We start from the raw sequence: 11,964 nt of genomic DNA on the forward strand, positions 1-11,964 counted from the left end.
GTCTTAATGGCTGCATTCCCGCACGGTGCCAGCCTGTTGCCGTGTATTTTTTGCCCACGTAGACGACAAGAGGCGACAAGCAAATGGGACGTTTGACCACACACGTACTGGACGCCGCGCATGGCTGCCCGGGCAGCTCGATCAAGGTCGAGCTGTACCGCGTCGAAGGCCAGCAACTGGAACTGGTGAACACCGCCCTGACCAACAGCGATGGCCGCGTCGATGCGCCGCTGCTGCAGGGCGACGATTACCGCACCGGCGTCTATCAATTGCAGTTCAGCGCCGGTGACTACTACCGCGCCAAGGGTGTGAAGCTGCCGGACACCGCGTTCCTCGACGTGGTCGTGCTGCGCTTCGGCATCGACGAGCAGCAGGAGCACTACCACGTGCCGCTGCTGATCTCGCCGTACAGCTATTCGACCTATCGTGGAAGCTAGTTGGTCGCTAGAAGAATCTTCGTAGGTCCTTGGCCCGCTCTCACACTGGCGGGCTTTTTTTCGTCTGCTGAATATGCTTTTCAGGTGAAGTTCAGCGTACCGCTGACATTTTTGTCAGTGGTCTGTCTTTCGGTTGTTTGAGAGCATTGAGCTTCAAGTCGCATCTGAGTATCTGGTCTGATGAGCACAAAATATGCATATGCGCCCTATGGCTACCATAAGCTCGGTCAAGTTAATCTCGGGTTCACGGGCGAGCTGGTGGAAAGGGAAACGGGTCATTACCTTCTGGGCAATGGTTACAGAGCGTTCAATCCGATTTTAATGAATTTCAATAGCCCGGACAGTTTGAGTCCGTTCGCTGGTGGTGGTATGAACGCATACGGTTACTGCCAGGGAGATCCAGTGAATTTTCGGGATCCAAGTGGTCATTATCTGTTGGCCGCAGTGCGGAATATTGCCAAAAGATTCTCCTCGAATCTACCTAAGCAGGCTGCTTCAGTGCCCATTTCAAGGACGCCTGGCGTTAATTCAAAGCCTGTACCCGATGGGGCCAGATTGTTTGCTATTCATACGTCTGAATTAAACAATACTAACTCCCTGGAGGCTGGCATATCACCACACTTTTCAGTGGCTGACGGATCTGTCCATAGCAAGGCTCAAGGGCCTGGACTCTACTTCACTCTTACTCAAGAGCAGTCCAATTTTTACTTGAAAAGAGGAGGAGGGAAAAATCATAATTTTGGGCTGTATCTTATGCCGGGCAAGACTTTGGTCGAAGGGCAGGACTACAAGTTGGATATAAATAGGACCGGGGTGCTTCTGGCAGGTGCATTCCATAAGGCCGTAGTGCGTAAAATATTTGAAGGGCCCATGGTGCCCATTAACAAACTGGCTGCTCTAAGAACCGAGGAGTAAGCGACGCTCTTTGCGGCTCAGCTTTCGTAGGGATACTTTATCGCAGGCAATGCGTTGGGTGCGCGCTGTTCGCCTCTGGCCTCTTGTTTGAAGATTTTAGATGGGACGCCGAAGCGTCCCATCTTGATGCGACGGAGTCAGAGGAATACAAACTTGGCAATGAAGATCGCGCACAGCACCCACAAACTGGCCGAGATCTCCTTGAACTTGCCGGTACCCGCCTTCAGCGCCACATAGCTGATGAAGCCAAGGGCGATGCCGTCAGCCACCGAGAACGTCAGCGGCATCATGATCACCGTGACGATCGCCGGAATGCTGTCGGTGGCTTCGTCCCACTCGATATGCGCCATGCTGCCCATCATCAGCATCGCCACGTAGATCAGCGCGCCGGCGGTGGCATAGGCCGGAATCATTCCGGCCAGCGGGGCGAAGAACATTGCGGCAATGAACAGGATCCCCACCACCACGGCGGTCAGGCCGGTACGTCCACCTGCAGCGACACCTGCGGCACTTTCCACGTAGCTGGTCACCGGCGGCACGCCGACCACCGCGCCGAACACGCTGGAGGTGCTGTCGGCCTTCAGTGCCCGCGACAAGTTCTCGATACGCCCGTCCGGCGCCACCAGGTTGGCCCGCTGGGCCACGCCCATCAGCGTGCCGGCGGTGTCGAACATGTGCACGAACAGGAACGCCAGCACCACGCTGATCATGCTGACGTTGAACACGCCGACCACGTCCATGGCCATCCAGGTCGGTGCCAGGCTCGGCGGCATCGACACCACCCCGCCGAACTTGACCAGGCCCAGGCCCCAGCCGGCCAGGGTGACGCCGATGATGCTGATCAGGATTGCGCCGAACACCCGCTTGTAGCTGAGGATGGCGATCAGCAGGAAGCACACGGCCGCCAGCAGCGGGCCGGGCTCATGCAGCGAGCCCAGCTTGACCAGGGTTGTCGGGCTGTCGACGATGATGCCGGCGGTTTTCAGGCCGATCAGCCCGAGGAACAGGCCGACGCCGGCCCCCATGGCATGGCGCAGGCTCACTGGGATGCTGTTGAGCAGCCACTCACGCACGCGCGAAACGGTCAGGAACATGAACAGCACGCCCGAGACGAACACCGCCCCCAGCGCCGTTTCCCAGTTGTAGCCCATGGTGCCGACCACGGTGTAGGTGAAGAAGGCATTGAGCCCCATGCCCGGCGCCAGGCCCACCGGCCAGTTGGCGTACAGGCCCATCAGCAGGCAGCCCAGGGCGGCGGCGATGCAGGTGGCGACGAACGCGGCGCCGTGGTCGATGCCGGCGTCGGCCATGATGTTGGGGTTGACGAAGATGATGTAGGCCATGGTGATGAAGGTGGTCACCCCGGCGATCAGCTCGGTTCGGACGGTGCTGCCATGCTGCTTGAGTTTGAAAATCCGCTCCAGCCAGCCCGTTTCGAGCGGTGGGGCGAGATCCAGCGTAGGTGCTTCGGATTTGCGGCTTTCCACAGCGAGTACTCCTCAAGTCTTTCTTGTTGTTCGAAGCCGGATCCTGAGCCATGCACTGGGGGGCTTCGCGAGGGGGTGTGGCAGACGTCCGACCATTTTGTTGACTTTTGGGTCAGGAAGTTGCTCGCAGGATTATGCTTTTGTGTACAAAGAATGCAAATAATGTTTTATCTTTTGTGCTCACAAATTGCCGTACAACGGCTATATAGGTAAAAGGTCACCTGCAGAAACGGGTCAGCCTGTGTACAATGGCGCCATACCTTGGCCTTTTTTCTTCTTCCAGGACTTGCCATCCCCCCGCTGACCAGTATTACAGTCACGGTCCGACTGGCAGATCCTTTGTGCTCGAGCGCCCATGAACGAACAGCTGCAACCTCTGAAAAAACCTGTGCGCACTGGCAAGGCCGGCCGCAGCGGTACCCAGGACGACATCGTCTATGCGCACATCTTCGAGGCGATCCTCGAGCAGCGCCTGGCACCGGGCACCAAGTTGAGCGAGGAAGCACTGGGCGAGATCTTCGGCGTCAGCCGCACCATCATCCGTCGCGCGCTTTCGCGCCTGGCCCACGAAAGCGTGGTGCTGCTGCGGCCCAACCGCGGTGCGGTGGTGGCCAGCCCGACGGTCGAGGAGGCACGTCAGGTATTCTTCTCGCGGCGCATGGTCGAGCGCGCCATCACCGAACTGGCCGTGCAGCACGCCACCCTTGAACAGCTCAACGAACTGCGCCAGATGGTCCGCGAGGAGCGTGACAGCTTCTCCCGTGGCGACCGTGGCGCCGGTATCCGCCTGTCCGGCGAGTTCCACCTCAAGCTGGCCGAAGCCGCTGGCAATGCGCCATTGGTGAGCTTCCAGCGCAGCCTGGTATCGCAAACTTCGCTGATCATCGCCCAGTACGAAAGCGGCAACCGTTCGCACTGTTCGTACGATGAGCACATGCAGCTGATCGATGCGATCGAGGCCCGTGATGCCGAGCAGGCGGTAAGCCTGATGATGCATCACATGGACCATATCGACAGCAAGCTCAACCTCGACGAGGAGAGCGCTTCGGACGACCTGCACGCGGTGTTCTCCCACCTGCTGAAAAAGCCCAAGGCTACCGCCAAGGGTTGATCGTTTGCCTGCATGAACCAGGGGCCGCTTTGCGGCCCATCGCCGGCAAGCCGGCTCCCACAGATAAAGCGCACGTCTTGAGAACTACGCGATCGAGGTGGGAGCCGGCTTGCCGGCGATGGGGCGCGAAGCGGCCCCTGGTCGTTTCTGGCCCCTAGTCAAAGCTCTGCTAGATTTTCCTCAGCAAACCTTCATCAAGCAGTTGGGCTTGCGCAGTCGTTGCGTCCAATTACTTGAGGAATGTTCCATGAGTTCATCCCTGGGTTTGCGCATGGGTGCCGAGTTGGTCGGCACCTTCTGGTTGGTCCTGGGTGGCTGCGGCAGCGCGGTGCTGGCCGCCAGCTCGCCTGTCGGCATCGGTGTCCTGGGTGTCGCTTTCGCTTTCGGCCTTACCGTCCTGACCATGGCATTCGCCATCGGCCATATCTCCGGTTGTCACCTCAATCCCGCCGTGTCGTTCGGATTGGTGGTGGGGGGACGATTCCCGGCAAAAGAGTTGCTGCCCTACGTGATTGCCCAGGTGATCGGCGCGATCCTCGCCGCGGTGGTGATCTACTTCATCGCCACCGGCAAGGCCGGTTTCGAGGTGGCTAACGGCATGGCGTCGAATGGTTATGGCGAACACTCGCCCGGCGGCTACACCTTGGCCGCAGGCTTCGTCAGCGAAGTGGTGATGACCGCGATGTTCCTGGTGATCATCATGGGCGCCACGGACGCCCGGGCGCCGGCCGGGTTCGCGCCGATCGCCATTGGCCTGGCCTTGACGCTGATCCACCTGATCTCGATCCCGGTCACCAACACCTCGGTGAATCCGGCGCGCAGCACCGGGCCTGCGCTGTTCGTCGGTGGCTGGGCGTTGCAGCAACTTTGGCTGTTCTGGCTGGCACCGCTGATCGGCGCGGCGATCGGCGGTGCGCTGTATCGAGGCCTGGCGAAAAAGCCTTAGCGCTGGTGCACGCAATGCCCGGCGGCGTAGGTCTCGCGCACGGTGCGGTCGTCGCCCAGGGTGGTAAGCACGAACAAGGTCTCCTCGATGCTCTTGGATTGCTGCAGGCGGTAGTCCAGCAACGGGGTGGCCTTGTAGTCGAGCACCACGAAGTCGGCGTCATTGCCCGGGCGCAGGCTGCCGATGCGGTCTTCCAGGCGCAGAGCGCGGGCGCCGCCGAGGGTGGCCAGGTACAGCGACTTGTACGGATGCAGGCGCGCGCCTTGCAGCTGCAACACCTTGTACGCCTCGTTCAGCGTGTTCAGCAGCGAGAAGCTGGTGCCGGCGCCGACATCGGTGCCCAGGCCGACGTTGACCTTGAAGCGCTCGGCCTGGGGCAGGTTGAACAGGCCGCTGCCGAGGAACAGGTTGGAGGTCGGGCAGAAGGCGATGGCCGAACCGGTTTCGGCCAGGCGCTGGCATTCGTCGTCGCACAGGTGTACGCCATGGGCGAACACCGAGCGCTCGCCGAGCAGTTCGAAGTGGTCGTAGACGTCCAGGTAGCCTTTCTGCTCGGGGAACAGTTCCTTGACCCAGTCGATTTCCTTGAGGTTCTCCGACAGGTGGGTGTGCATGTATACGCCCGGGTGCTCCTTGAGCAACTGACCGGCCACGCTCAACTGTTCCGGCGTGCTGGTCGGCGCGAAGCGCGGGGTGACCGCGTAGTGCAGGCGGCCCTTGCCGTGCCAGCGCTCGATCAGCATCTTGCTGTCGCGGTAGCTGGACTCGGCGGTGTCGGTCAGGTAGTCGGGAGCGTTGCGGTCCATCATCACCTTGCCGGCGATCATGCGCAGGTCCAGGCGCTCGGCCTCCTCGAACAGGGCGTTGACCGACTCGGGATGCACGCTGCCGAACACCAGCGCGGTGGTGGTGCCGTTGCGCAGCAGTTCGGCCAGGAAGATCTTCGCCACCTGGTCGGCATGGGCCTTGTCGGCGAACTGCTTTTCGCAGGGGAAGGTGTAGGTGTTCAGCCAGTCCAGCAGCTGCTCGCCGTAGGAACCGATCATGCCGGTCTGCGGGAAATGGATATGGGTGTCGATGAAGCCCGGGGTGATCAGGGCGTCCTGGTAGTGTTGCACCGGAATGTCGGCGTCGAGGGTCGGCAGCAGCTCGCTGGCATGGCCCAGGGCGCTGATGCGGCCGTCGTCGACCACCAGCAGGCCGTCTTCATAGTATTCGCAGGACGCCTCCAGGCCGACCTCGGCGGGGTCGGCGATGCTGTGCAGGATGGCGGCTCGGTAGGCTTTGCGGGTTGCGCTCATGGGGCTCTCGTCAAAGGGTCTGGCTGCGTCGCGAGGACGGCAGCAACTGGGCGATGGGGCCTGAATTGGCGGCAGCGTCGTGCTGGCCGAAGCAGGCGTTGTAGGTGGCAATGATTTCGGCGGCGATGGACACGGCGATCTCGATCGGCAGCTTGCCCTTGACCTCGGCCAGGCCCATCGGGCAGCGCATGCGCGCCATCAGCGCGTCGTCGAAACCGCGTTCGCGCAGGCGGTGCTCGAACTTGACGCGCTTGGTCTTCGAACCGATCAGGCCGAACCAGGTGAAGTCGTTGCGCTTGAGGATCGCGGCGGTCAGCTCCAGGTCCAGCTGGTGGTTATGGGTCATGACGATGCAGTAGCTGCCGGCGGGCAGGTCGGCGACTTCGTCGACCGGCTCTTCGCTGACGATCTTGCTCACCCCGTTTGGGATGAGCGCGGGGAACTCCTGCTCGCGCGAATCGATCCAGCGCACCCGGCAGGGCAGCGCGGCGAGCAAGGGTACCAGAGCGCGGCCGACATGGCCCGCGCCGAACACGGCGATCTCGGCCTGTACGCCACTCATCGGCTCGAACAGCAGCACGGTGGCGCCGCCACAGCACTGGCCGAGGCTGGCGCCGAGGCTGAAGCGCTCCAGGTGCGGCGTGTTGCGGTGCTCCTCGAGCATCTGCCGGGCGATGTGCAGGGCCTTGAACTCCAGGTGGCCGCCGCCGATGGTGTCGTACAGCGCGCTGGCGCTGACCACCATTTTCGAGCCGGCATTGCGCGGGGTGGAGCCGCGCTCCTCGATGATGGTTACCAGCACGCAGGGTTCGCCACGGGCTTGGTGGTCGGCGAGGGCGTTGATCCATTGGTGCATGATTCAGATCCTCTATCAAACGACTCGGTCCTTGTAGGAGCGGGTTCACCCGCGATCAGCCGCGAAGCGGCTGCCAGGCACCGCGGTGTCAGCTTCGCGGCTGAAGCCGCTCCTACAGGGGCGGCGGCGTCAGTGCGTCACGGGTTCCAGTCGCTGTTCGGCAGGCTGCGCCACAGCCACCGCCTTGCGCATCTGTTCGCAACCCCACAACACCCGCTCCGGCGTCGACGGCGCGTCGATGTTCGGTTGCACGCGGTAGTCGGCGATGCTCGCCACCGCGTCCTTGATCGCGCACCAGGCGGCGATGCCGAGCATGAACGGCGGCTCGCCCACGGCCTTGGAATGGAACACGGTGTCCTCGGGGTTCTTGCGGTTCTCCACCAGCTTGACGCGCATGTCGATCGGCATGTCGGCCACCGCCGGGATCTTGTAGCTGGCCGGGCCGTTGGTCATCAGCTTGCCCTTGGCGTTCCACACCAGCTCCTCGGTGGTCAGCCAGCCCATGCCCTGGACGAAACCACCCTCCACCTGGCCGATGTCGATGGCCGGGTTCAGCGAGTCGCCCACGTCATGCAGGATGTCGGCGCGCAGCATCTTGTATTCACCGGTGAGGGTATCGACGATGACCTCCACGCAGGCGGCGCCGAAGGCGAAGTAGTAGAACGGGCGGCCACGGGCCTGGTTGCGGTCGTAGAAAATCTTCGGCGTACGGTAGAAACCGGTGGTCGACAGCGATACCTGGGCGAAGTAAGCCTGCTGCACCAACTGCTCGAAGCTGACGATCTGGTCGCGCACGCGTACATGGCCGTTACGGAACTCGACGTCTTCCTCGGTGACGTTGTAGTGCCGGGCAGCGAACTCGGTCAGGCGCTTCTTGAGGATCTCGGCAGCGTTCTGCGCGGCCTTGCCGTTCAGGTCGGCGCCGCTGGAGGCGGCGGTGGGCGAGGTGTTGGGCACCTTGTCGGTGTTGGTGGCGGTGATCTGGATGCGGTTGAAATCCACCTGGAACACTTCAGCCACCACCTGGGCAACCTTGGTGTTCAGGCCCTGGCCCATCTCGGTACCGCCGTGGTTCAGGTGGATACTGCCGTCGGTGTAGATGTGGATCAAGGCACCTGCCTGGTTGAGGAAGGTGGCGGTGAACGAGATGCCGAACTTCACCGGGGTCAGCGCCAGGCCCTTCTTCAGCACCGGGCTGTTGGCGTTGAAGCGGCGGATCGACTCGCGGCGCTCATGGTAGTCGCTGCTGGCCTCGAGCTCTGCGGTCATCTCCTCGAGCATGTTGTGCTCGACGGTCTGGTAGTAGTGGGTGACGTTGCGCTCGGTCTTGCCGTAATAGTTGGCCTTGCGCACCGCCAGCGGGTCGAGGGCCAGGTGACGGGCGATATGGTCCATCACCTGCTCGATGGCGACCATCCCCTGCGGGCCGCCGAAACCGCGGTAGGCGGTGTTGGAGGCGGTGTTGGTCTTGCAGCGGTGGCCATGCACCGTGGCATCGCCCAGGTAGTAGGCGTTGTCGGAGTGGAACATGGCGCGGTCGACGATCGAGCCGGACAGGTCCGGCGAGTAGCCGCAGTTACCGGCCAGGTCGAAATTGATCCCGTGCAGGCGGCCGTTGTCGTCGAAGCCGACGTCGTATTCCACGTAGAACGGGTGGCGCTTGCCGGTCATGGTCATGTCTTCGACCCGCGGCAGGCGCATCTTGGTCGGCTGGCCGGTCAGGCGCGCGATCACCGCGCACAGGCACGCGGGGCTTGCGGCCTGGGTTTCCTTGCCGCCGAAACCGCCACCCATGCGGCGCATGTCGACGACGATCTTGTGCATCGGCACGTCGAGCACCTCGGCCACCAGCTTCTGCACCTCGGTGGGGTTCTGCGTCGAGCAGTAGACGATCATGCCGCCGTCTTCACCGGGCATCACCGAGCTGATCTGGGTCTCCAGGTAGAAGTGTTCCTGGCCGCCGATGTGCAGGGTGCCCTGGATGCGGTGCGGGGCACTGGCCAATGCAGCGGCCGAGTCGCCGCGCTGGTGGGTGTGACTGTCGAGCACGAAATGCTTCTTGCGCAGCGCCTCGACCACGTCGAGCACCGGCTCCAGGTCTTCGTACTCGACGATTGCCGCCATGGCGGCGCGTCTTGCAGTCTCGAGATCGCAGGCGGCCACGGCGAGCACCGGCTGGCCGAAGAATTCGACCTTGTCGATGGCCAGCAACGGATCGCCAGCCACCACTGGGCCGATATCCTTGAGCCCCGGGATATCTTCGTGGGTGATGGCGATGCGCACACCTTCGAACTGGTAGCAGGGCGTGGTGTCGATGCGCAGGATGCGCGCGTGGGCGCGGTCGGCGGTGCGTGCATAGACGTGCAACTGGTTGGGGAATTCCAGGCGGTCGTCGATGTACACCGCCTCACCGGCCACATGCTTGTCGGCGCTGTCGTGCTTGAGGCTGCGGCCGACTCCGGTGGTCAGGTCCTGGCTGAACAGTGCGGCCATCTCGGCCTGGCTCTTGACGGCGTGATGGTTAGACATAGGCGGTCACCCGGGTTTCGATATGCGGCGTTTGCAGTTCGATGAAGTACTTGCGCAGCAGGTTCTGCGCGGTCAGCAGGCGGTACTCGCGGCTGGCGCGGAAGTCGCTGAGCGGGGTGAAGTCCTCGGCCAGGGCCTGGCAGGCGCGTTCGACACTGGCCTGGTTCCAGGGCTTGCCGCGCAGCGCGGCTTCACAGGCGCGGGCGCGTTTCGGGATTGCCGCCATGCCGCCAAAGGCGATGCGCACGCCGCTAACCACACCATTCTCGATGCTCAGGTTGAATGCCGCGCACACCGCGGAAATATCGTCGTCCAGGCGCTTGGACACCTTGTAGGCGCGGAAGGCCCAATCGTTGCTGGCGCGCGGCACAATGATCTTCTCGATGAACTCGCTGTCCTGGCGTGCAGTGATGCGGTAGTCGATGAAGTAGTCTTCCAGGGCCAGGGTGCGCTGGCGCTCGCCCTGGCGCAGGACGATCTGCGCGTCGAGGGCGATCAACAGAGGTGGCGAGTCACCGATCGGCGAGGCGTTGCCGATATTGCCACCCAGGGTGCCCTGGTTGCGAATCTGCAGCGAGGCGAAGCGGTGCAGCAGGTCGCCGAAGTCAGGGTACTCCTCGTTGAGCGCGGTGTAGCAGTCGGTCAGCGGGGTCGCGGCGCCGATCTCCAGGTGGCTGGCGGTCTTGTCGATGCGCTTGAGCTCGGCGACGTGGCCGACGTAGATCATCACCGGCAGGGTGCGGTGGAACTGGGTGACTTCCAGTGCCAGGTCGGTACCGCCGGCCAGCAGGCGCGCCTCGGGGTGCGAGCTGTACAGGTCGGCCAGGTCGGCCACGGTCAGTGGCACCAGGCAGCGCTTGTCGCCGCTGTTGAGCTCGCCGGTCTGTTGCGGGGCGATGGCCTTGAGCCTGGCGATGGTCTGCGCCTGCTGGGCGTCGAACTGGTCGCGGCAGGGGCGCGCGCAGCTCTGCTCGGCGGCCTCGAGGATCGGCCGGTAGCCGGTGCAGCGGCACAGGTTGCCGGCCAGGGCCTCTTGGGCCTGGTGTAGGTCGTGGCCTTGGCTGTTCTTCTGCAGGGCGAACAGCGACATGACGAAACCGGGCGTGCAGAAACCGCATTGCGAACCGTGGCAGTCGGCCATGGCCTTTTGCACGCTGTGCAGTTCGCCCTGATGTTTGAGGCCCTCGACGCTGATCAGCTGTTTACCGTGAAGGGAGGAGACAAACGTCAGGCATGAGTTGAGGCTGCGATAGCGGATGTCGTCGCCACCCTGGGCGTCCTCGACAAGTTCGCCGACGACCACGGTGCAGGCACCGCAGTCGCCACTGGCGCAGCCTTCTTTGGTGCCGGGTTTGCCCAGGTGCTCGCGCAGGTATTGCAGCACCGTCATGTTCGGGTCCAGGGCGTGCTCGCTGCGCAGCTCCTGGTTGACGAGAAACTGGATCACGGGGGAGGGCCTCGCAATGGTTTTATTGTTGTTCCGGCGGACTCTAAGCAACGGCTGACCTCTGGGTCAATAATTTTCTGACTCAAAGGTCAAGAATTTGCACGAAGGCCTTCCGGACCGCCTCATCGAGCCTTTCCCAAAGCATAGTTCGCGCCGTGTAGGAAAGTTGACCCGTCAGTCGCAGAAAGCACGTAGTCCCGCTGCGCGAGCGCCCAGCAAGTGCGCTACAATCGCGCCCTTGTGCATAGCTACCCAGATTGCGAAGGAAAACCATGACGTTCAAGGCGCCGGACAGCCTCTCCGAGCAAATTGCCCACTACCTGGCCGAGCGGATCATCCGCGGCGAACTCGCACCCGGCGAGCGCATCCAGGAGCAGAAGGTCACCCAGGCCCTCAACGTCAGCCGCGGTTCGGTGCGCGAGGCGCTGCTCATCCTCGAGCGCCGGCACCTGGTGGCCATCCTGCCGCGCCGTGGCGCCCATGTGACCGAGCTGGACGAGAACAGCGTACGCAGCCTGTGTACCCTGATGGGCGAGTTCTACATCCTGCTGGGCAATGCCGTTGCCCAGCATTGGCGCACCGAGGGCGACCTGCGCCCGTTCCTGGACATCCAGCAGCGCCTCAAGCAGGCCCATGCCGGCAAGGACATCAAGGCCTTCGTCGGCGACAGCTTCGCGGTGATGCGCGCCGCCTATCCGTTCGCCAACAACCCGTACCTGCAGGAAACCGTCGAGAACCTGCAGCCGGCCATGAGCCGCGCCTACTACCTGGCCCTGGATCAGCGCCAGGCCAACATGGTCGATTACCTGGAGCTGTTCGCCCGCCTGCTCGAAGCAGTGGTCGCCCGCGACCTGCCGCGCATCCGCGAGGTGCTCACCGCTTATTGCCAGCGCAGTTGCGAACTGGTGCTGGCAGCGCTGGCGCGGATCTGACCG

Annotated in this window: 10 protein-coding genes; 5 read left to right on the plus strand and 5 right to left on the minus strand. The window is 62.9% G+C overall.

What is annotated here, in order from left to right; translation table 11 throughout:
- Positions 1-83 precede the first annotated feature (83 nt).
- Both uraH and KSS90_RS25850 read left to right on the plus strand, forming a co-directional pair.
- Positions 84-437: a hydroxyisourate hydrolase gene (uraH, locus tag KSS90_RS08360; protein ID WP_028692847.1), complete on the plus strand. Its 354-nt coding sequence runs from the start codon at positions 84-86 to the stop codon at positions 435-437.
- 180 nt (positions 438-617) lie between these two features.
- Positions 618-1,352, plus strand: a complete 735-nt coding sequence (locus KSS90_RS25850) for an RHS repeat-associated core domain-containing protein (RefSeq protein ID WP_437180066.1) — start codon at positions 618-620, stop codon at positions 1,350-1,352.
- 137 nt (positions 1,353-1,489) lie between these two features.
- Here KSS90_RS25850 and KSS90_RS08370 read toward each other — a convergent pair whose 3' ends face one another.
- The gene (locus KSS90_RS08370; RefSeq protein ID WP_217868971.1) at positions 1,490-2,839 is read right to left on the minus strand and encodes an NCS2 family permease; all 1,350 of its coding nucleotides are present in this window, start codon (positions 2,837-2,839) and stop codon (positions 1,490-1,492) included.
- Between the two features lie 355 nt (positions 2,840-3,194).
- Between KSS90_RS08370 and KSS90_RS08375 the strand changes: the two genes are divergently transcribed.
- Both KSS90_RS08375 and aqpZ read left to right on the plus strand, forming a co-directional pair.
- On the plus strand, positions 3,195-3,950 hold the full coding sequence (locus tag KSS90_RS08375) for a GntR family transcriptional regulator (protein WP_038705701.1): 756 nt from the start codon (positions 3,195-3,197) through the stop codon (positions 3,948-3,950).
- A 247-nt stretch (positions 3,951-4,197) separates the two neighbouring features.
- Positions 4,198-4,896: an aquaporin Z gene (gene aqpZ / locus KSS90_RS08380; protein ID WP_217868972.1), complete on the plus strand. Its 699-nt coding sequence runs from the start codon at positions 4,198-4,200 to the stop codon at positions 4,894-4,896.
- On the opposite strand, the gene guaD is transcribed toward aqpZ, so the two are convergent.
- From guaD to xdhA, 4 genes are all read right to left on the minus strand, one after another.
- Positions 4,893-6,197, minus strand: coding sequence for a guanine deaminase (gene guaD, locus KSS90_RS08385; protein WP_217868973.1), 1,305 nt, complete (start codon positions 6,195-6,197; stop codon positions 4,893-4,895). The genes aqpZ and guaD overlap by 4 nt on opposite strands.
- A gap of 10 nt (positions 6,198-6,207) precedes the next feature.
- A complete protein-coding gene (xdhC, locus tag KSS90_RS08390; protein WP_217868974.1) occupies positions 6,208-7,053 on the minus strand; it encodes a xanthine dehydrogenase accessory protein XdhC in 846 nt (281 codons plus the stop codon).
- Positions 7,054-7,182: 129 nt separating this feature from the next.
- Positions 7,183-9,582, minus strand: coding sequence for a xanthine dehydrogenase molybdopterin binding subunit (gene xdhB, locus KSS90_RS08395; protein WP_217868975.1), 2,400 nt, complete (start codon positions 9,580-9,582; stop codon positions 7,183-7,185).
- Positions 9,575-11,029 (minus strand): xanthine dehydrogenase small subunit, encoded by a 1,455-nt coding sequence (gene xdhA, locus KSS90_RS08400; RefSeq protein WP_217868976.1) that lies wholly within the window; start codon positions 11,027-11,029, stop codon positions 9,575-9,577. The genes xdhB and xdhA overlap by 8 nt, the downstream gene beginning before the upstream one ends.
- A gap of 272 nt (positions 11,030-11,301) precedes the next feature.
- Between xdhA and KSS90_RS08405 the strand changes: the two genes are divergently transcribed.
- Positions 11,302-11,961 carry a GntR family transcriptional regulator gene (locus tag KSS90_RS08405; protein WP_217868977.1) on the plus strand — a complete coding sequence of 220 codons (660 nt, stop codon included), beginning with the start codon at positions 11,302-11,304 and terminating at the stop codon, positions 11,959-11,961.
- The last annotated feature ends 3 nt before the right edge of the window (positions 11,962-11,964 follow it).

The sequence above is a fragment of the Pseudomonas maumuensis genome (genome assembly GCF_019139675.1).
In the GTDB taxonomy this organism is placed as follows: Bacteria; Pseudomonadota; Gammaproteobacteria; order Pseudomonadales; family Pseudomonadaceae; genus Aquipseudomonas; species Aquipseudomonas maumuensis.